Here is a 21,233-nt window from a genome sequence, read left to right as displayed (position 1 = left end):
ACCATTCCAACAGAATGATAGTGAATTGACTGTGCCAGTATAATTCATAATAAATTATGTTTTACACTGTATTGGTCACTCAGTTCATTGAGTAATCTTTTTGTTGATTCTCGATAACGAGTGCCCACACAGATTTCATAAGTTTTAAATTTTTAAAGAGCTTCGCGTTACAGCAGTGCCGTGCAGCGAGGAGGCAGATAATACAGTGCAGTGATTTTAAGTCAACTATAAAAGTCATTTTTTTTTATTTAATTTTAAATAACTTACTCAAAGCTGAGTTTACGTAGAAAAAACAGCCAATCGACCCATGAATCGCAACATGAATAACACTTACACCACAATTATGATATCTTCTTTCGTTATCCTATCAACGATTAACTCTTTTTCTAAGTTTAAAATTAATCGACTAAACTTAAAATATCCACTTTAATACCAATCAGAATAACCCGATGTCGAACTTAAATAGAACTCTTTTAGTCTCTAGCGTCTTATTACTATTATCTGCATGTAGTCATCATTTAGTTAAAGAGCCTAATCGCATCACCGTAATGACCATTAATGCAACTCAAACAGAACAATGCCTATTTTTAGGTTCAACGGAAAGCAAAGGTGACTCTAGAAATGGGGCGATTAACTTAGCCATCAATATTCTAAAAAACAGATATCAGACGATTGATTCTGTAGAAATAGTCAGAGCATATAAAGTTGAGAATGTTTATCACGCGACAGCTAATGGTTACCAGTGTCAATAATAAACATTAACTCTAACTTAGGGATGTGAAATAAAAACAAAGATGGTCATTCTACCACTACTTCTGTTTTATTAACTTTTGCAGTCAATACAAAGGTCGGAAGAGCAAGAGAATGGATATGAAAAGTGAATATTAAATATATTAGATACAAAAAAGCCCCAACATCAGTTGAGGCTTTTTTGTTTTATCTGGTGCCCGAGGACGGACTTGAACCGTCACGCTCGAAAGCAACGGATTTTGAATCCGTCGTGTATACCAATTTCACCACTCGGGCAGATTTGGCTTATTATACGGATGTTCGTGATCAGTGCAACTATTTATTTAATTCAACTTGTTAAGTGTTGTTTTTTTAATCTCAAGGTAAGTAATGCAATGACTTTAGCTGACAAAAACCGCTGCCTGATTAACACTCTTACACTTTTAGGGGTGACTTTCGCTCCTTTATTTCGTCATGAACTGGTAAACTTCCCTCAATACTGTTTTAGGGAATAATAAAGAGTGACTCATGGGAAAACCGAGAAAGAATCAACAAAAAGTCCAGCCAAAAGAGACTGAAGTTAAGAAAAAACCTCTCAATGCCGGATTTTTCCGCCGTATTGGAGCAATGATTTATGACACATTAGTCGTCGTTGCTATATTAATGTTTGCCGGCGGTCTAGGTGTTGGTGTCATTGCGGGATTAGCTCACTTTAATGTCATTGATATCTCGGGTTATCAAGATATTGCAGACTATATTGTCTTCTCTCCAACGGGTATTTTTTATCAGCTTTATCTACTGGCTATCTATATTGGCTTTTATCTCTATTTTTGGTGTAAAGGTGGACAAACATTAGGAATGCGAGCATGGCGATTAAAAGTCGTCTCACATGACGGATCGACCATTACCGTTATGCAGGGAATTATTCGTCTAGCCTCTGCTGCATTTGGTTTAGGTAATTTATTAGTCCCGTTTGATGGCAAGAATGATGCATTCCAAGATTTTATCTCTGGAACGCAAATGATTGTAATGCCTTCGGTAAAATAAATAACGCTATAAATCATTCTCAATAAAAAAGCCGCCTTATCACTGTTCAAATAGTGATAAGGCGGCTTTTATTTTATCTATTGATAGTTTCCTATTTACAGCTTTCTATTTAATAGATAAAGCGTAATCATTAAAAAGATCAAGCTAGGTCCAATAGCACCAACGATGGGGGAAGATTATAAACTAAACTCATGGGCCCCAAGACTTCATTTGAGATATAGAAAGCAAAACCAAACACAACACCGGATAAAACCCTCGCTCCCATAGTGACGCTTCGTAATGGGCCGAAAACAAATGAGAGAGCCAGTAACATCATAACGCCGATACTGACAGGCTGTAATGCTTTACGCCAAAATGCTAACTCATACCGACTTGGATCTTGTTTTGACTCTTTAAGATATTGAACATAATCATAAGAACCACTTAACGAGAGCTCTTCAGGCTTAACGGTCACAACAGCCAACTTACTTGGCGTTAATGTTGTATCCCAATGATGATCCTTGTAAGTCTCTTTACCTATTTTACTCTCATTGACATGAGTGACTGTCACACCTTTTAGCGTCCAACCACTCTCTTGATTATATTTAGCACTTTTAGCAAAGGTATAAGTCTCAAGCTTAGATTGATCATTAAACTGCCATACATTAACAGCATTGATATCACCGTCATTTGAGACTCGCCCTAAATAAATATAATTATTATCATCTTTAGCCCAAACCCCTCGCTGCACTGCCATCAAGTTTCCGCCTGAAATCGCGACAGCGCGCATCTCTCTCGCTAATTGTTGAGTAATCGGCGATCCCCACTGACCCAGTGCCATAACAATCAAGATTAAAGGTATTGCTGTTTTTAAAACTGAAACACCAATATCTAATTTAGAATAGCCGGCAGCTTGCATCACCACCAGCTCTGAACTTGAAGCTAACATTCCTAATCCAATCAACGCCCCTAGTAACACAGCCATAGGAAAGAACATTTCAATATCACGAGGAATACTCAGTAACACATATAAGAATGCCGTCCAAAGATCATAAACACCATCCCCGACCTTGCGAAGCTGTTCAACATATTTAATGATTGCCGAAAGCCCAACCAGCATAGAGAGAGTCAATGCACTGGTCGCAATAATCGTTCGCCCAATATAGAGATCAAATATCTTAAACACTATTTACGCCCTCTTATTGATGCTTTTAATTTGCGGATCGGCATACTGTCCCAACTGTTTATCCCTATTGCAATAAAGAAGAGTAAGAGGTTTATACTCCATAAACCTATCTCTGGCGGTAAACCACCATCTTCGATAGCCGATTTCCCTGCACTAATCGCCAAGAAGTAAAGCAAATAAAGGAAGATAGCTGGCATTAATTTAGCAAATCGCCCTTGTCTTGGGTTAACCGATGATAGTGGTACAACGATCATCGTTAATAATGGAATACACAAAACTAGAGAGGCACGCCATTGAAATTCCGCTTTCGCCGAAAGATCGTCACTAGCTAAAAGATCCATCGTCGAATGTGCTCGCCATTTTCTTTTCTTTTCTTGAATTTCTCGCTGGCCAATCAAAGCTTCATAATCACTAAAATTGGTGATCATCATATCTTGTTGAGTCGGTGTTCCCTCATAACGAGTACCATCTTTTAAATTCAAAACCTGACGACCATCAGGAGATTCAGTCACCGTACCTGTTTTTGATAACAGAACACTCGGTCTTGCCGATGCAGAAAGCATTGGTTGAGCAACAAAAATGTTGTTTAAATCTCTCCCTTTATTTTCAATATCTTGGACAAAAACGACTGCTTGGCCATTAGGTGCTGATTGAAATTGCCCTTTGACGAGTAACTCTAACCCACTATCAGCTTTAACTGCTTCAAGTACTTGAGTTGTTTTTTCTTGACTAACAGGCGCTAACCAAAAAGAGTTTACAGCTGCAATACCACCGGTAATAACCGCTAAAAAGAAGGCAGCACGAATTAAGATGGTATTTCCCATCCCAGTTGCATTCATCACGGTAATTTCACTTTCAGCGTATAAACGGCCAAAAGTCAGTAAAATACCAATATAAATACTGAGAGGCAGCATCAAAAGTGCCATGGTTGGCATATTTAGTGCAACAATCTGCAAAATAAGATCACCTGGGATCTTACCGTCGGTCGCATTTGCCAATTCTCGAATAAATTTTTGACTAATGAAGATCAAAAATAGTACAAATAGCACTGCAAATTGACTTTTTAATGTCTCTTTAATCAAATAACGGATAATTATCACGTTTTAATACCTATAGAAAACTTGTGTTTTTACTGGAATCACTATAGTTTTTTGTTTAATAGCTGATTTTTTAAATTATTTAGCTTAAGTGACGATAAACTTACTTATGATCGTATATGGAATAATCAATTTAGCAAGTAAGTTTGATATTATCTAACAATTAACTTTATTTGTCTTTAAACATAGGAGTTCCCATGGAGTTTAATGTAAAAAGTGGCAGCCCGGAAAAACAACGTAGCGCTTGCATTGTAGTTGGCGTATTTGAACCTAGGCGTCTATCTCCGATCGCGGAACAACTAGATAAAATTAGTGATGGCTATATTAGCTCACTTTTGCGCCGTGGTGATTTAGAAGGAAAACCAGGGCAGATGTTGTTACTTCACCATGTTCCTAATATTTTATCAGAGCGTATATTATTAGTTGGCTGTGGTAAAGAACGTGAACTGGATGAACGTCAATACAAACAGATTATTAAGAAAACAATCAGCACCTTAAATGAAACTGGATCGATGGAAGCGGTCTGTTTCTTAACAGAATTACATGTTAAAGGTCGTGATACTTATTGGAAAGTACGCCAAGCGGTTGAGTCAACTCAAGATAGCTTGTACACCTTTAACCAATTTAAGAGTGCAAAACCTGAAACTCGTCGACCTTTACGTAAATTAGTTTTCAATGTACCTACTCGTCGAGAGCTAAACTTAGGTGAGCGAGCTATTGCTCATGGTCTTGCTGTTGCCTCAGGAACCCGTATCGCGAAAGACCTTAGCAATATGCCACCAAATGTTGCTAATCCTGCTTACCTTGCTTCTCAAGCGCGTCGTCTAGCCGATGACTACTCAACAATTAAAACAAAAATTGTTGGTGAGCAAGAGATGGAAGAACTTGGCATGGCCTCTTATCTTGCTGTCGGTCGTGGTTCAAACAATGAATCTATGATGTCTATTATAGAGTATAAGAATAATCCTGACGAAAATGCCAAACCCATCGTTTTAGTCGGTAAAGGATTAACTTTTGACTCCGGCGGTATTTCACTTAAACCAGGCGCAGGCATGGATGAGATGAAATATGATATGGGCGGTGCATCATCGGTCTTTGGTGCAATGAAAGCCCTCGCTAAGCTTAACCTTCCAATAAATGTTATTGGTGTGATTGCGGGCTGTGAAAATATGCCAGGCGGTAATGCTTATCGTCCAGGTGATATTTTAACCACCATGTCAGGTAAAACCGTCGAAGTACTTAATACTGATGCAGAAGGTCGTTTAGTTTTATGTGATGTTTTGACTTACGTTGAACGCTTTGAACCTGACTGCGTTGTTGATGTAGCAACCTTAACGGGTGCTTGTGTTGTTGCTTTAGGTCACCATATTAGTGGACTTATCGCCAACCATAACCCATTAGCACATGAACTGGTTAATGCATCCGAGCAAGCCGGTGATAGAGCTTGGCGTCTTCCAATGACCGAAGAATACCAAGAGCAATTAGCTAGCCCATTTGCTGATATGGCAAATATTGGTGGTAAATCAGCAGGTACAATTACTGCCGGTTGTTTCTTATCAAACTTTGCTAAAAAATATAACTGGGCACACTTAGATATCGCTGGAACTGCATGGGTATCGGGTGCAAATAAAGGTGCAACAGGTCGTCCTGTCCCACTTCTTGTTCAATTTATGCTCAATAAAGCAGATTCTTCGGACTCTCAAGAGTAAAAAAACTAACAAGTAACAAAGGAGCTGAAAGGCTCCTTTATTGTTTGTATACCCTTCTTACTTGAAGTTGCTAGGTTGTTGGCTATATTCATTCGCCCCAATCATATAGAAAACCTAGACTCATGGGGCCTCATTCACTTGCCGCCTACTAGCAACTCCAATTACTTTGGGTATAATTGATGAATTAGCAACAATACTTCTCTGATTACAGGTTTTCGACTATTATGGCAGTAGTAACCTTTTTTACTGTTAGTCCTGATGCTCCACCACTAACAACAGTGCTAATCGAACAGTTTATCTGTCAAAAAACAGTTGAATTGGCTCAAGCAGGAAAAAAGATATTTGTTGCTGCTCAAGATAAACAACAAGCACTTAGCATTGATGAGCAGCTATGGCAGCTCGAACTCTCATCCTTTGTTGCTCACAATTTAGTGGGTGAAGGTGGAAAGTATGGTTCGCAAGTTGAAATTGGCTGGCCAGGAACAGCAACGCCACAACGGCGGGATGTTTTAATTAATTTAGCCGAATATGCACCAAATTTTGCGATATCCTTCCATCAAGTGATAGAATTCGTTCCCTGTGATGAAAATAAGAAGCAGCAAGCAAGAGAAAGGTACAAGCAGTATCGTCTTGCTGGGTTTACATTAGAAACCACTGCTATCCCTCCAACACTTTAATTAATATCCATAAGAGTACGATGGAAAAGACATATAACCCAAAATCAATCGAACAAGCGCTATATCAGCGCTGGGAAGAGGCAGGTTACTTTAAGCCTCATGGTGATACAACTAAAGATGCTTATAGCATCATGATCCCACCGCCAAACGTCACTGGTAGCTTGCATATGGGCCATGCTTTCCAGGATACCATTATGGATACCTTAATTCGCTGCGAGCGTATGAAAGGGAAAAATACCTTATGGCAGGTTGGTACTGACCATGCAGGTATTGCCACTCAAATGGTTGTTGAACGCAAAATTGCGGCAGAAGAAGATAAAACTAAACATGATTACGGTCGTGAAGCGTTTATCGATAAAATCTGGGAATGGAAAGCAGAATCTGGCGGTAATATTACTCAACAGTTACGCCGTTTAGGTGCATCTGTCGATTGGGATCGTGAACGATTCACAATGGATGCTGGCTTATCAAATGCGGTTCAAGAAGTGTTTGTTCGTCTATATCAAGACGATCTGATCTACCGTGGTAAGCGCCTAGTTAACTGGGACCCAAAACTACACACCGCTATCTCAGACCTTGAAGTTGAAAACAAAGACAAAAAAGGTCATATGTGGCACTTCCGTTATCCATTAGCGGATGGTGTGCAAACGCCAGATGGCAAAGATTATATTATTGTTGCCACGACTCGCCCAGAAACGATGCTGGGTGATACTGGTGTTGCCGTCAACCCTGAAGATCCTCGTTATAAAGATCTTATCGGTAAAGAAATTCTACTTCCTATCGTTAACCGTCGCATCCCTATCGTCGGTGATGAACACGCAGATATGGATAAAGGAACGGGTTGTGTGAAAATCACGCCTGCTCATGACTTCAATGACTATGAAGTAGGCAAACGTCATCAATTGCCGATGATCAATATCCTTACTTTTAATGGTGATATTCGTGATTCAGCAGAAGTTTTCAACACCAATGGTGAGCTAAGTGACGCTTATGACACAACGCTACCTGAAAAATACCACGGCATGGAGCGTTTTGCTGCACGTCGAGCAATTGTTGCTGAATTCGAAGAGCTAGGTATTCTTGATGAGATAAAAGATCACGATTTAACGGTACCTTATGGTGACCGTGGTGGTGTTGTTATCGAACCAATGCTAACGGATCAGTGGTATGTTCGTGCTGCACCTCTAGCAGAAACTGCAACAAAAGCCGTTGAAGATGGCGAGATCCAGTTCGTCCCTAAGCAGTATGAAAATATGTACTTCTCTTGGATGCGCGATATTCAAGATTGGTGTATCTCACGTCAACTTTGGTGGGGACACCGTATCCCAGCATGGTATGACAACGACGGTAATGTTTATGTTGGTCGTACTGAAGATGAAGTTCGTGCCAATAACAACCTAGCACCCGTTGTGGTTCTACGCCAAGATGACGATGTGCTTGATACATGGTTCTCATCTGCGTTATGGACATTTGGTACCCAAGGCTGGCCAGAAAATACTGAAGACCTTAAAACCTTCCACCCATCTGATGTGTTGGTCACTGGTTTTGATATTATCTTCTTCTGGGTTGCTCGTATGATCATGATGACCATGCACTTCATGAAAGATGAAAATGGCAAACCACAAGTTCCATTTAAAACTGTTTATGTTACCGGCCTCATTCGCGATGAAAATGGCGATAAGATGTCAAAATCGAAAGGTAACGTTATCGATCCAATCGATATGATCGACGGTATTGGTCTTGAAGATCTTGTTGAAAAGCGCTGTGGCAACATGATGCAGCCTAAGCTAGCCGCTAAGATTGAAAAACAGACACGCAAAACGTTTGAAGATGGCATCGAAGCTTATGGTACGGATGCATTACGTTTCACCTTGGCTGCTATGGCATCAACCGGTCGTGATATCAATTGGGATATGAAGCGCCTTGAAGGTTACCGCAACTTCTGTAACAAGTTATGGAACGCGAGTCGTTATGTATTGATGAACAGTGAAGATCAAGATTGTGGCATGGCTGAGGGTGCAGAACTTGAATTCTCTTTAGCTGACCAATGGATTGAATCTCAGTTCGAACTTGCAGCGAAAGACTTTAACTCTCATATCGATAACTACCGTTTAGATATGGCGGCTGGAACCATCTATGAGTTTATTTGGAACCAATTCTGTGACTGGTACTTAGAATTAACTAAGCCTGTTTTATGGAAAGGGACTGAAGCGCAACAACGTGGTACTCGTTACACATTAATTACAGTTCTTGAGAAGACGCTACGTCTGGCTCACCCTGTACTGCCTTATATTACAGAATCTATCTGGCAGAGCGTAAAACCATTAGTTAAAGATGTTGAAGGCGAGACAATTATGACTCAAGCCCTTCCACAATTTAACATGGAAAACGTGAACGAAAATGCGGTTGCTGATATTGAGTGGGTTAAATCATTCATTACCGGTATTCGTAACTTACGTGCAGAGTACGACATCGCACCAAGTAAAGGTCTTGAGGTGATGGTACGTGTGGTTGATCAAAACGATGCTGATCGTATCGAAGCAAACAGCCTAGTACTTCAATCATTAGCGAAATTAGATGCGATTCAAGTTTTAGCCGACGGTGAAGAGACGCCAGCATGTGCGACCGCATTAGTGGGTAAATCTGAACTACTTATCCCAATGGCAGGTCTTATTGATAAGGATGCAGAACTTGCGCGTCTAGACAAAGAGATGACTAAAATTGGCGGTGAGATCAAACGTATCTCTGGTAAATTAAACAATCAAGGTTTCGTCGCAAAAGCTCCTGAAGCTGTGGTAGCAAAAGAGCGTGAAAAGCTTGAAGGTTACCAAGAGACGCTAACTAAACTTGAAGAGCAGAAAGTCACTATCGCTGCACTTTAAGAGATTAACGCTATGGCAGAGAAGATGATGTCATCTTCTCTGTTGCTAAAGTTACTGCCTAAGTTTAGACCTACGTTTAATACCTAGGTTTGATACAAAAAAAGAGCCGATACCCAGTTAACGATTTATCGTCATTTGAGTATCGGCTCTTTTTTATTTTATTGATTGAGTTACCGACTAAGGCGTAACACGTTCAATATTCGCACCTAGCGCACGAAGTTTATCTTCGATATGCTCATAACCACGATCAATATGATAGATACGGTCAACAATCGTTTCACCTTCGGCAATACAACCCGCTATCACTAAGCTCGCAGAAGCTCGCAAGTCAGTCGCCATCACTTGTGCGCCACTCAAACCATCACAATCATTACAGATGACGGTATGACCTTCAATATCAGCATGAGCGCCCATGCGTTGCAGTTCTGGAATATGCATAAAACGATTCTCAAAGATCGTCTCTTTAATTATACCAGTACCTTTCGCCATTAAGTTTAATAGACTGAATTGTGCTTGCATATCTGTTGGGAAGCCAGGATGTGGCGCGGTTGTTATATCAACAGCTTTTAGCTCACGATCAGTCATATCTAACGAAATCCAATCATCACCAATCTCAACGTTAGCACCCGCCTCAGTTAATTTGGCTAATGCCGCCTCAAGCAGACTGGCATCGGTATTATGACAGATGATTTTACCGCCAGATACAGCGGCTGCAACTAGGAATGTTCCTGTTTCAATCCGATCAGGAAGTACTTTATGAATACCACCCGTTAAACGCTCAACACCATGAATTGTAATCGTATCTGTACCTGCGCCTTCAATCTTAGCCCCTAAGGTATTTAAGAAATCAGCAGTATCAACAATTTCTGGCTCACGTGCGGCATTATTAATAACAGTCGTACCTTCCGCTAATGTTGCCGCAGACATAATCGTGACCGTTGCTCCAACGCTCACTTTATCCATCACAATTTTAGCGCCTTGAAGACGACCATCAACCGATGCTTTTACATATCCTTCTTCTAAAACGATAGTTGCACCGAGCTGCTCTAAACCATGAATATGCAGATCAACGGGACGAGCACCAATTGCACAGCCACCTGGCAATGAAACTTGACCTTGTCCAAAACGAGCCACTAATGGCCCTAATGCCCAGATCGAAGCTCGCATTGTTTTTACAAGCTCATAAGGGGCACAAAATTGATCAACGCCGCCAGCATCAATGAAGATAGAACCCGATTCACCACGAGAAGCTTTAGTTCCTAACTTTTTAAGCAGCTTTAATGTGGTCTCAATATCACGAAGTTCAGGAACATTAGTAATTTCAACAGGCTCTTCCGCCAATAGTGCTGAAAATAGAATAGGCAACGCCGCATTCTTTGCACCTGAAATGGTCACATCACCACTTAATGGCTTTGGACTACCTTGAATATGAAATGTTTGCATAGTCATTCTCTAATTAGAAAAGCTGATTCAATTTCTTATCACGCGCCCACTCTTCAGGCGTAAATGCTTTAATGGAGAGAGCATGAATAGTATTTGCTGAGATATGTTCCATAAGTGGTCCATAAATAGTCTGCTGCTTTTTCACTCGACTCATACCAGCAAAAGATTCACTAACAGCAATCACTTCAAAATGACTACCTTCACCTTTTACATGTACTTCATCTAAGTTAAGTTCAGATTCTAATAGCGCTTTAATTTCACTCGGTTCCATTTACTTATCCTTCTGCTGAAATCTCAAGGTATTCAGCTAATGCTGTGTGTGCGTAACTTAATTGAATCAACCCTAGTAGTTGGTTCGGGATTGCGCATAATAATACATGACAACCTGCCAAACGAGAATGTTTAAGTAGCAGTATTAATACTGCTAAACCAGCAGAATCCACTTTTGTCATGCTTTTTAACGATAAATTGACACTTTTACCATCAATCATTTGAAATTGTTGTAGCCACTGCTCTCGCTTCTGCCAAAATGCTAAAGCCGTATCACGAGTTAATTCGCCATAAAGTCTCGCTTCTTTAGCCTTTGACGAAGTGGAGTTCTCAATTTCAATTATGACTTGATTCATCAATATTTACTCTTTATTACTATCAACATGACCACCATCAACGGCTTTTAATTGTGCAGTTGATAAATTTTGTAGTCGTTCGGTGAGGGCATTTATACCATCTGTTCTTAAAATTGGGCTCCACTCACTGGTTTTAGTAGTCAATAAACTCACCCCTTCTGCCACAACATCAAACCCTTGCCACTCTCCTGTTTTCTTATTCTTTCTTAATTTAAAAACAAGATTAATCGTTGGTCGACTTTTATCAATAATATTGACCTGAATAGAGGTGATAGTGGCACTGCTAGTTATCGACTTTGGTTTGATAACTTCAACTTTTTGATCTTCATATTGCAACAATACTTGGGCATAAGAGAGCGTTAAATATTGGCTGAATGCAGAAATGAAAATATCTCGTTCTGTTTTACTGCTACTTTTTAAGTAACGACCTAAAACTTTGTAGCCTGCGTAGCGAACGTTGATATAAGGCATTAGCTCTTCTTCAACAATAACACGTAGCATTTCAGGATCATGACTAATCGTAGATTGATTGGCTTTAATGGTGCTAAAAAGTTGCTCTGATACCGCCGTCATCATTTTATAAGGATCAGTGCGATCGATGTTATTTCCGTTAAGCCTTTCCGATGCCATTGCTGAGCCCAATAGGGATTGAGCGAACAAAACCAGCAACACAGTCGATAAGAAAGAACCTATTTTTCCTCTCATACGTTTAAATGTCATGATTAATCCTCTCCTAAACTATATAAAACTTGACCAATTAACTCTTCTAATACAATCGCTGATTTAGTGTCTTCAATTAAATCGCCATCCGCCAACATTTCAATATCATCATCTTCAAAACCAGGGACTAAACCAAGATATTGCTCACCTAACAACCCTGAAGTTAAAATCGTTACCGACGAAGTTTCAGGGAAATAACCAAATTCTTGATCGATAGTAAAGGTAATTTCTGGAATATGAGTGATGGGATCTAAAGTCACCGAGCTCACTCGCCCCACGACCACACCTCCCACCTTGACTGGAGAACGTTCTCTTAAACCACCAATATTGTCAAATTGAGCCCTTAATTGATAACTCTGACCTGAGCCACCACGCTGATAATTTGTCATTTTTAAGGTAATTAGAACAATGGCCAGCAGACCAATAATCATAAAAAACCCAACCCAAAGCTCACTCTTTCTTGTCTGCTGCATATTTAATTCCCAAACATCAATGCGGTTAAAATAAAATCCAAGGCTAAGACCATTAACGATGAATGTACAACGGTCCTAGTTGTCGCTAAACTAATTCCTGAAGAGGTCGGCTCCGAATCATAACCGTTAAAAAGTGCAATCCAAGTCACGGCAATCGAGAAGATAAAGCTCTTAATTAAACAATTTAAAACATCATATTGAAGATCAACGGCTGATTGCATTGATGACCAAAAGCTCCCTTGATCAATCCCTTTCCAATTGACTGCAACCATTTCTGCACCATAAATACCCACAATAATAAAAATCATTGTTAATAGCGGCATTGAAATAACTCCCGCCCAAAAACGAGGAGCGACAATCTGACGTAACGGATCAACCGCCATCATTTCCATACTTGAAAGCTGCTCTGTTGTTCGCATCAAGCCAATTTCAGCCGTTAGTGCAGAACCTGCTCGCCCGGCAAAAAGTAGTGCAGTGACGACAGGCCCCAATTCTCGTAATAAGGAGAGCGCCACCATCTGTCCAACACTCGCTTCAGCACCATAATCAGTCAGGACTAACACACCCTGTAGACTTAAAACCATCCCAATAAAAAGACCAGAGATAATAATAATAACAAGGGACAAAACCCCTACTGAGTATAGTTGACGAATTAAGAGCGGAAACATTTTAACGGGCTGGGGTCGACAGATAATAGCGCCAGCCAACATAAAGCCTGAACGCCCTACCCACCGACAAATATTCATCCCTCTTGCACCTAAAGATTGGATCCAATTAATCACCACTTGTCACTCTCCTTACTTAACCTGTTGCCTAGCTTGCTGATTAACTTGTAAAGCGTTATCAGAGAAAATAGCGGTGGTTAAATCTTGACTGGAATAGTTAAAAGAGACAGGACCATCGGCTCGTCCTTGCATAAATTGCTGAACCATCGGATCGCGATTTGCTAACAACTGCTCAGGTGTGCCTTTGGTTAACACTTTGCCATCGACAATAATGTAAAGGTAATCAGCAATACTCATCACTTCGGGTACATCATGAGTTACAATGACTGAGCTGATCCCTAACGTATCATTTAAACTTTTAATCAATTTGACTAATACCCCCATCGTAATGGGGTCTTGGCCAACAAAAGGTTCATCGTACATAATTAAATCTGGATCTAGGGCAATGGCACGCGCTAATGCGACTCTTCGAGCCATTCCGCCAGAAAGCTCTGATGGCATCAATTTTTCAGCGCCTCGCAAGCCAACAGATTCCAGCTTAAGTAACACCATCATCTCAATAATATCGTCAGAAAGATTGGTATGCTCTCGGATAGGAAAGGCGATATTATCGAAGACATTCATATCGCTAAATAGTGCACCAGATTGAAACAGCATTCCCATCTGATCCCGTGCTCGATAAAGATCTCGTCGGTTTAACGTAGGTATATTCCATTGTTGAAAATAAATATCACCACTATCAGGTAACACTTGACCACCGATTAATCGAAGCAATGTGGTCTTACCAATTCCAGAAGGTCCCATAATGGCTGTAATTTTTCCTTTTGGGATCGTCAGCGAGATTCGATCAAAGATCACTCTCTCCCCTCGAGAAAACGTTAAATTTTCTATTGTGATAATATTTTCACTCAATGCCACTTAGTCAACTCTCTATATCCTTATTTACTATCATAAAAGAGTAGTATAAATAACTGACAAATATAGTTATTACTCTCCTTTATTTTAATATCAATAAAATAAACCACACCTTATTCTCGATTTAATGACACTTTTTTTTCTTACCTCTGTGAGATGTTTTTTATCAATTCCGTTGTGATTAATAAATTTAACAACATTATTCTTGTGATAGCTCTTCCCTTTTGCTGCTTGAGAGGTCAAAATTACTCTAATTATATATACCTAAAATAATTGACGTTGCGACTAGGCGAGCGAGTACAGCTAACATCCTAACGACTTCAAATATGAGAGGTATAAAAATACCAATACAATTAAGGGTCATTAATGCTAGAAGCTGTCGTTTTTTTGATTATAGGACTTGTACTATTAGTATGGAGTGCAGATAGATTAGTTTATGGTGCCGCGGCACTTGCTAGAAATGTTGGCATATCTCCCTTAGTTATTGGTATGACGATTCTTGCTATGGGATCATCTGCACCTGAAATGGTGGTTTCTGCGACAGCTGCACTGGCAGGAAAAACTGATACTGCGGTGGGAAATGTACTCGGTTCAAATATTGCCAATATTGCATTAATCCTTGGTTTAACTGCATTAATCAAACCACTGGCAATCAGCTCAACGATTATTCGTCGTGAATTACCCCTGATGATTATTGTCACCGCGATTGCTGGTCTAATTTTATGGGATAATCGATTAGGCTTTATCGAAGGCGTCTTGTTGGCTGCACTCTTTGTTATTTTCTTATTGGCGATGTTAAAAATTAGTCGTGATGAAAAGAATAATAATGACCCATTAGAGTCAGCTCACGACTCAGAGATCCCCACTGGCGTCAGCAATCTCTGGGCAACAATTTGGGTTGTTGTTGGCCTAATTATTCTTCCTGTTAGTGCCAGTATTTTAGTCGATTCTGCAGTGACTATTGCACACTTCTTTGGCATGAGCGATCTCGTTATTGGCTTAACCATCATCGCTATCGGTACTAGCTTGCCTGAACTTGCAGCTTCGATTGCTGGGGTGTTAAAAGGTGAAGATGATATGGCAGTGGGTAACGTTATTGGTTCTAATGTCTTCAATATTCTCGCCGTGATGGGCATTCCTGGATTAATACACCCATCGACAATAAATCCACTAGCCATGAGCCGAGACTATTATGTCATGCTTGGTGTATCACTATTATTGGTGGTGATGGCATTAGGTAAAAAACGTAAAATTAGCCGCTGGCACGGTATTATTTTATTAATGACATTTATGGCTTATCAAGTTTATCTTATTTCGACGATGGCAGCATAATATGAATACTGATTTCGACTTTTGCACTTATGGCAAGCATGTTTTAAAAATTGAGATTGATGCTTTAAAACAGATAGAGCAATATATTAACGATGATTTTGCTAAAGCATGTGAACTGATCTTAAACTGCAAAGGTAAAGTTGCCGTCATGGGGATGGGCAAATCAGGTCATATTGGTAATAAAATTGCAGCGACTCTAGCCAGTACTGGCACGAGTAGTTTTTTTGTTCATCCAGGTGAAGCAAGTCATGGCGATCTTGGGATGATCACCCCTGATGATATTGTGATTGCGATTTCAAATTCAGGTGAAGCATCTGAAGTCTTAGCGCTAATCCCAGTAATTAAACGCCTAGGCATTCCGCTGATCACCATGTCTGGAAAGCCAAATTCAACCATGGCACAGCATGCTATCGTCAACTTACAAATTAGTGTGCCACAAGAAGCTTGCCCACTTGGATTAGCTCCAACATCAAGCACCACTGCCACTTTAGTAATGGGTGATGCATTGGCTATCGCACTTTTAGAAGCGAGAGGCTTTACTGCCAATGATTTTGCACTATCTCATCCAGGTGGCGCTTTAGGTCGAAAATTGCTGCTAAAATTAGTGGATATTATGCGCAGTGGTGATGCACTTCCTATGGTTAAAGAAGAGGCAACAGTAAAAGATGCCCTTTTTGAAATATCGCAAAAAGGGTTAGGTATGACGGCGGTTGTCAATCAACATCAGCAACTGACAGGCATCTTTACCGATGGTGATCTTCGTCGTCTGCTTGATAACAAATTTGATATCCATACTACCCCGATTGTTGATGTTATGACTGCCAACCCAACCACGGCAAATCCCAATCAGTTAGCCGCCGAAGGGTTAAAGATCATGGAAGATAAACAGATTAATGGCCTATTATTAGTCGATGGTGGAGCATTAGTTGGAGCAATCAACATGCATGATCTACTGAAAGCAGGAGTAATGTAATGACAACAGTAAACACTCTTTATGGTCCGGTCTCTCAAGATATTTGGCATAAAGCCCAAGAGATTAAACTATTGATTTGTGATGTTGATGGTGTTTTTTCTGATGGTCGTATCTATATGGGTAATCAAGGGGAAGAGCTAAAAACGTTCCATACTCGTGATGGTTACGGCATTAAATCAGCAATGGGATGTGGTATCGACGTTGCCATTATTACGGGTAGAAAATCTCAAATAGTTGAGAATAGAATGTCAGCATTAGGTATCGAACATATCTATCAAGGACAAGACACAAAACTCGACGCCTACCAAGACCTGTTATCCCAACTCAACATTGCACCAGAGCATATCGCTTACGTTGGTGACGACTTGATTGATTGGCCGGTTATGGAGAAAGTTGGTCTCTCGATTTGTGTTGCAGATGGACACCCACTTCTGGCTCAACGTGCAGACTTTGTCACCACGATTCAAGGTGGTTATGGTGCAGTTCGTGAAGTCACCGATCTTCTTCTTGCATCAAGAAACCAATTAGAACAACATGCAGGTTTAAGTATATGACCTTAAAAAGGCTCACCCTCTGTCTAATTATTATTTGTGGATTTCTTGGCTATTATCTGGCTGAAAAACACCTGCAACCTGATATTCAAGTGCAGCCTGATACTGAAAAACCTACCCTGATTGGTCACGATATCACCAATAATAGTTTTACCTTAAAAGGATTACTCAACTATCAAATCAAAGCGCAAAAGCTAGAATACTTTGAGGCAGCCAGTAATACCCTATTTCAACAACCTGAAATGACACTATTCCGTTTAGGCACAGATAAAGAATGGGTACTTACCTCGGATAGAGCAACCTTAACCAAAGAACAGATATTGATTTTAAATGGCAACGTAAAAATAAGAAATCTTCTGCCCGATAGCCCATTAAAATTGATGACCACCGATTACTTGGTCGTTGATCTTATAAGTAAAGATTTCAGTTCAGATCAACCGATTAAATTTACTGGTGTTAACTTCTCTAGTTCAGGCAATGCGATTCAAGGAAACTTTGATAGGAATGAAGCAGAATTAAAGGATCAGACCCGAGGGATATATGAAAATATTAAAAAATAGTTTATTACTTATCGCACTGATTAGCGCACCAACATGGGCTAAAACTGGCGATACAGAGCAACCAATTCAAATAGATTCTGCGACTCAAAAACTTGATATGGCATCCAATACCGTTACCTTTACTGGTGATGTGGTATTAACTCAAGGCTCAATTTTGATGAAGGCTGATCATGTCGTCGTCACTCGTTCAAGTGGAGAAGCTGGCGCACAGGTGATGGAAGCTTTTGGTAATCCAGCGACTTTCCAACAACAGCAAGATAATGGCAAGCTAATTCATGGAGAAGCTGAAAAGTTACGCTACCAAGTCAGTGAAGAGCTGCTAGAAATGTTTACCAAGGCACTATTGGTCCAAGAAGATAGTCAAATCAGTGGTGATAAAATCAGTTATCGTATCGATAAACGTGAACTGGTTGCCAAAGGTGACAAAAAACAAGGTGAACGAGTTACTACGATCTTAACACCCGCGAAGAAAACAGAAACACCAAAAGAAATCACACCTCAAGCAAAAGAGCAAATTACCGAACAACCATTACCACAGACGGAAGATCAATAATGGCAACCTTAAAAGCAGAACACTTAGCAAAAAGCTATAAGGGCAGAAAAGTTGTCTCTGATGTGAGCATCGAAGTAAAATCTGGTGAAATTGTTGGATTATTAGGGCCAAATGGTGCAGGTAAAACAACGTCTTTTTATATGATTGTTGGCTTAGTTGCTCGAGACGAGGGAACTATCTCTATCGATGGTAATGATATTAGTCTTCAGCCTATGCATACTCGTGCTCGTATGGGAATCGGCTATCTACCACAAGAAGCCTCTATTTTCCGTCGTTTAAGTGTCTTTGATAACTTAATGGCCGTCTTACAAACACGTCCAGATCTCACAAAAGAACAAAGAACGGATAGATTAAACGAATTACTTGAAGAATTTAACATTGAGCACATTCGTAATAGCCAAGGTATGGCATTATCAGGGGGTGAGCGTCGTCGTGTAGAGATCGCTCGCGCATTAGCTGCAAATCCTCAATTTATTCTTCTTGATGAACCATTTGCAGGTGTTGACCCTATCTCTGTAAAAGATATTAAAAAAATCATTAAACACTTACGAGACAGAGGTTTAGGGGTATTAATTACCGATCATAATGTAAGAGAGACACTGGATGTCTGTGAACATGCCTACATAGTTAGTCAAGGTCATTTGATTGCTCATGGTTCGCCAAGTGACGTACTGAATGACGAGCATGTTAAACGTGTTTATCTTGGTGATGAGTTTAGGCTATAACAGACAGTAAGGCTCTTTCTCTGAAAACAGCAAGGCGTAAAGTAACGTATGAAACCATCTCTTCAATTAAAAGTTGGTCAACAGCTTGCGATGACTCCCCAGTTACAGCAAGCTATTCGTCTATTACAACTTTCAACTCTTGAACTCAATCAAGAGATCCAGCAAGCCCTAGAGGAAAATCCACTGCTAGAGCGTGATGACAATAGTGAAGAGTCACAATCATCCGAAGCGACTCAATCAATAGAAAGCATTCAATCAACGGCAGAGAGTAACGACTCTGAGATACCAGAATTAACGCAAGATCAATATGATGTAACGTCTGCCATCAGTCAAACAGAAATGCCTAATGAGCTTCCTGTCGATACAACATGGGATGATCTTTATAGTGCCAATACCGGCAGTGTTGGTATTGCATCCAATGAAGATATTCCTGTTTACCAAGGCGAAACAACCGAAAGCTTACAAGATTACCTTATTTGGCAGTTAAATCTCACGCCGTTTAGTGCCATTGATAACTCTATTGCCATCGCCATTATTGAAGCGATAGATGAACAAGGCTTTTTAACCGTATCAACGGATGAGATTTTAGAAAGTGTTGGGCTATCAGACATAACGATTGATGAAGTTGAAGCGGTATTAAAACGTATCCAACAATTTGACCCTCTCAGCGTCGGCTCTCGAAATCTTCAAGAGTGTCTACTTTTACAACTTGCCACTTACCCAGAGACAACAGATGGACTTGAGTGTGCTAGGCTAATATTAACAGAGCACATAAATTTACTGGCAAATCGAGATTTCCGTCAATTAATGCGTGTCACTAAACTTAAAGAGCCTGAGTTAAAAGCAGTCATGGAGTTAATCCATCACCTTAATCCAAGGCCTGGAAATCGCCCCATTGCATCAGATACGGAGTATGTTATTCCTGACGTTTCGGTATTTAAACACCAAGGCGAATGGCAAGTGACGATAAACCCTGATAGTTCACCACGTTTACGGGTTAATCAGCAATACGCCGCATTAGGAAAAAGCTGCACTAACAGTGAGGATTCATTGTTTATTCGCAATAATTTACAAGATGCAAAGTGGTTAATAAAAAGCTTAGAGAGTCGTAACGAAACACTGTTAAAAGTTGCACGTTGTATTGTTGAACATCAAGTCGATTTTTTTGAACTTGGTGAAGAAGCAATGAAACCAATGGTACTGAATGATATTGCGACGATTGTTGAAATGCATGAATCGACGATCTCTCGAGTCACCACTCATAAATACATGCATACACCTCGTGGCATCTTTGAGTTAAAATACTTTTTCTCAAGTCACGTGAGTACAGCTGATGGTGGTGAATGTTCATCTACGGTGATCAGAGCCTTAGTCAAAAAACTTATTGCAGCCGAAAATAGTGCAAAACCGCTCAGTGATAGTAAGATAGTCGCTCTGTTAACCGAACAAAATATTAAGGTGGCACGAAGAACCATAGCAAAATACAGAGAATCATTAGGTATCGCGCCATCAAATCAGCGAAAACGCCTTATTTAACGTAAGGGCAACCAGAAGGAAAGAGCGCTATGAATATTAATTTAACAGGACACCATGTTGAAATTACTTCATCAATTCGTCAATTTGTTGAAGAAAAATTTGTAAAATTAGAACGCTTTTTTGACCCTATCAATAATGTTCACGTTGTTCTTAAAGTAGAAAAGAACACTCAACAAGCGGAAGCCATTCTGCATGTCAGTTCAGGAGAGATATACGCATCATCACAATCTGAAGATATGTATACCGCGATTGATACACTTATTGATAAACTGGTTCGCCAATTAAATAAACATAAAGAAAAACTGAATAGTCATTAATCATGAATTTAAACTCTATATTAAGTTTGGACTGCACCAAGTCAGCAGTCCAATGCTCAAGCAAGAAACGCGCATTAGAAATTATCAGCGAACTCGCCGCTAAAAAGTTGGAGCAGAACCCACAAAAGCTATTTGACTCCATGTTAAGTCGCGAAAAAATGGGGAATACCGGTATAGGGAAAGGAATAGCAATGCCACTGGGGCGAATTCACCACAGTGATCATGCGATTGCCATTTTATTACAGTGCGAAACACCCATTGAGTTTGATGCAGTAGATAACAGACCTGTTGATCTTCTTTTTGCACTTTTTGTGCCAGAACAGCAGTGTAAAGATTATCTGGTCACTCTCTCCGATATTGCTGATAAATTAACAGATAAAAACCTTTATCGCCAACTTCGTTATGCTAAGTCAGATCAAGAGCTTTATCAGATCATAACTCAAGCGGAACCTCAAGTTGCCAGTAAATAATATGACGG

Annotated in this window: 22 protein-coding genes, 1 tRNA gene and 1 pseudogene; 14 read left to right on the top strand and 10 right to left on the bottom strand. The window is 40.0% G+C overall.

All coding sequences use genetic code 11. The annotated features are described in order from the left end of the window. The first annotated feature begins 449 nt into the window (after positions 1-449). The gene (locus tag L0B53_RS08860) at positions 450-752 is read left to right on the top strand and encodes a hypothetical protein (RefSeq protein ID WP_235061714.1); all 303 of its coding nucleotides are present in this window, start codon (positions 450-452) and stop codon (positions 750-752) included. Between the two features lie 189 nt (positions 753-941). Here L0B53_RS08860 and L0B53_RS08855 read toward each other — a convergent pair. Then, positions 942-1,026, bottom strand: a tRNA-Leu gene (locus L0B53_RS08855). A 231-nt stretch (positions 1,027-1,257) separates the two neighbouring features. On the opposite strand from L0B53_RS08855, the gene L0B53_RS08850 reads away from it, so the two are divergent. After that, positions 1,258-1,776 carry an RDD family protein gene (locus tag L0B53_RS08850; RefSeq protein ID WP_235061713.1) on the top strand — a complete coding sequence of 173 codons (519 nt, stop codon included), beginning with the start codon at positions 1,258-1,260 and terminating at the stop codon, positions 1,774-1,776. A 95-nt stretch (positions 1,777-1,871) separates the two neighbouring features. Here the strand turns inward: L0B53_RS08850 and lptG are convergent. After that, positions 1,872-2,941, bottom strand: a pseudogene (gene lptG, locus L0B53_RS08845) (LPS export ABC transporter permease LptG). Further along, entirely contained in the window at positions 2,941-4,041 is a 1,101-nt protein-coding gene (gene lptF, locus L0B53_RS08840; protein WP_235061712.1) for an LPS export ABC transporter permease LptF, read from the bottom strand. The pseudogene lptG and the gene lptF overlap by 1 nt, the downstream one beginning before the upstream one ends. A gap of 194 nt (positions 4,042-4,235) precedes the next feature. Between lptF and pepA the strand changes: the two genes are divergently transcribed. The 3 genes from pepA to L0B53_RS08825 all read left to right on the top strand — a co-directional run bounded on the left by pepA (position 4,236) and on the right by L0B53_RS08825 (position 9,306). After that, the gene (gene pepA / locus L0B53_RS08835) at positions 4,236-5,747 is read left to right on the top strand and encodes a leucyl aminopeptidase (protein ID WP_235061711.1); all 1,512 of its coding nucleotides are present in this window, start codon (positions 4,236-4,238) and stop codon (positions 5,745-5,747) included. Between the two features lie 224 nt (positions 5,748-5,971). Next, complete coding sequence (locus tag L0B53_RS08830; RefSeq protein WP_235061710.1) at positions 5,972-6,424, top strand: DNA polymerase III subunit chi; 453 nt, start codon at positions 5,972-5,974, stop codon at positions 6,422-6,424. A 20-nt stretch (positions 6,425-6,444) separates the two neighbouring features. Beyond that, a complete protein-coding gene (locus L0B53_RS08825; protein WP_235061709.1) occupies positions 6,445-9,306 on the top strand; it encodes a valine--tRNA ligase in 2,862 nt (953 codons plus the stop codon). A gap of 177 nt (positions 9,307-9,483) precedes the next feature. Here the strand turns inward: L0B53_RS08825 and murA are convergent, their stop codons facing one another. Genes murA through L0B53_RS08790 form a run of 7 tightly spaced genes read right to left on the bottom strand, consistent with a single transcriptional unit; the run spans position 9,484 to position 14,211 of the window. Further along, complete coding sequence (gene murA, locus L0B53_RS08820; protein ID WP_235061708.1) at positions 9,484-10,749, bottom strand: UDP-N-acetylglucosamine 1-carboxyvinyltransferase; 1,266 nt, start codon at positions 10,747-10,749, stop codon at positions 9,484-9,486. Between the two features lie 13 nt (positions 10,750-10,762). Next, positions 10,763-11,020: a BolA family iron metabolism protein IbaG gene (gene ibaG / locus L0B53_RS08815; RefSeq protein ID WP_235061707.1), complete on the bottom strand. Its 258-nt coding sequence runs from the start codon at positions 11,018-11,020 to the stop codon at positions 10,763-10,765. Positions 11,021-11,024: 4 nt separating this feature from the next. Continuing rightward, positions 11,025-11,375, bottom strand: coding sequence for a lipid asymmetry maintenance protein MlaB (locus L0B53_RS08810; RefSeq protein ID WP_235061706.1), 351 nt, complete (start codon positions 11,373-11,375; stop codon positions 11,025-11,027). Between the two features lie 6 nt (positions 11,376-11,381). Next, positions 11,382-12,095, bottom strand: coding sequence for a phospholipid-binding protein MlaC (mlaC, locus tag L0B53_RS08805; RefSeq protein ID WP_235061705.1), 714 nt, complete (start codon positions 12,093-12,095; stop codon positions 11,382-11,384). Between the two features lie 2 nt (positions 12,096-12,097). Then, positions 12,098-12,568 carry an outer membrane lipid asymmetry maintenance protein MlaD gene (gene mlaD, locus L0B53_RS08800; RefSeq protein ID WP_235061704.1) on the bottom strand — a complete coding sequence of 157 codons (471 nt, stop codon included), beginning with the start codon at positions 12,566-12,568 and terminating at the stop codon, positions 12,098-12,100. 2 nt (positions 12,569-12,570) lie between these two features. Beyond that, a complete protein-coding gene (mlaE, locus tag L0B53_RS08795) occupies positions 12,571-13,314 on the bottom strand; it encodes a lipid asymmetry maintenance ABC transporter permease subunit MlaE (protein WP_235062209.1) in 744 nt (247 codons plus the stop codon). A gap of 51 nt (positions 13,315-13,365) precedes the next feature. Further along, entirely contained in the window at positions 13,366-14,211 is an 846-nt protein-coding gene (locus L0B53_RS08790; RefSeq protein ID WP_235061703.1) for an ATP-binding cassette domain-containing protein, read from the bottom strand. 363 nt (positions 14,212-14,574) lie between these two features. On the opposite strand from L0B53_RS08790, the gene L0B53_RS08785 reads away from it, so the two are divergent. The 9 genes from L0B53_RS08785 to ptsN are packed head-to-tail and all read left to right on the top strand — an operon-like array spanning position 14,575 to position 21,225. Further along, the gene (locus L0B53_RS08785) at positions 14,575-15,540 is read left to right on the top strand and encodes a calcium/sodium antiporter (RefSeq protein WP_235061702.1); all 966 of its coding nucleotides are present in this window, start codon (positions 14,575-14,577) and stop codon (positions 15,538-15,540) included. Between the two features lies 1 nt (position 15,541). After that, positions 15,542-16,513, top strand: a complete 972-nt coding sequence (locus tag L0B53_RS08780; protein ID WP_235061701.1) for a KpsF/GutQ family sugar-phosphate isomerase — start codon at positions 15,542-15,544, stop codon at positions 16,511-16,513. Next, a complete protein-coding gene (gene kdsC / locus L0B53_RS08775; RefSeq protein ID WP_235061700.1) occupies positions 16,513-17,067 on the top strand; it encodes a 3-deoxy-manno-octulosonate-8-phosphatase KdsC in 555 nt (184 codons plus the stop codon). Before L0B53_RS08780 ends, kdsC begins: the two co-directional genes overlap by 1 nt. Then, positions 17,064-17,624 (top strand): LPS export ABC transporter periplasmic protein LptC, encoded by a 561-nt coding sequence (gene lptC / locus L0B53_RS08770; RefSeq protein WP_235061699.1) that lies wholly within the window; start codon positions 17,064-17,066, stop codon positions 17,622-17,624. The genes kdsC and lptC overlap by 4 nt, the downstream gene beginning before the upstream one ends. Continuing rightward, positions 17,605-18,177, top strand: coding sequence for a lipopolysaccharide transport periplasmic protein LptA (gene lptA / locus L0B53_RS08765; RefSeq protein WP_235061698.1), 573 nt, complete (start codon positions 17,605-17,607; stop codon positions 18,175-18,177). Before lptC ends, lptA begins: the two co-directional genes overlap by 20 nt. After that, entirely contained in the window at positions 18,177-18,902 is a 726-nt protein-coding gene (gene lptB / locus L0B53_RS08760) for an LPS export ABC transporter ATP-binding protein (protein ID WP_235061697.1), read from the top strand. Before lptA ends, lptB begins: the two co-directional genes overlap by 1 nt. Before the next feature lie 48 nt (positions 18,903-18,950). After that, positions 18,951-20,438: an RNA polymerase factor sigma-54 gene (locus L0B53_RS08755; RefSeq protein WP_235061696.1), complete on the top strand. Its 1,488-nt coding sequence runs from the start codon at positions 18,951-18,953 to the stop codon at positions 20,436-20,438. A gap of 29 nt (positions 20,439-20,467) precedes the next feature. Next, complete coding sequence (gene hpf / locus L0B53_RS08750; RefSeq protein WP_235061695.1) at positions 20,468-20,755, top strand: ribosome hibernation promoting factor; 288 nt, start codon at positions 20,468-20,470, stop codon at positions 20,753-20,755. A 2-nt stretch (positions 20,756-20,757) separates the two neighbouring features. Next, the gene (ptsN, locus tag L0B53_RS08745; RefSeq protein ID WP_235061694.1) at positions 20,758-21,225 is read left to right on the top strand and encodes a PTS IIA-like nitrogen regulatory protein PtsN; all 468 of its coding nucleotides are present in this window, start codon (positions 20,758-20,760) and stop codon (positions 21,223-21,225) included. Positions 21,226-21,233 lie beyond the last annotated feature (8 nt).

Source organism: Vibrio sp. SS-MA-C1-2, from assembly GCF_021513135.1.
Lineage (GTDB): Bacteria > Pseudomonadota > Gammaproteobacteria > Enterobacterales > Vibrionaceae.
This window is presented reverse-complemented; position numbering and strand designations above follow the sequence as displayed.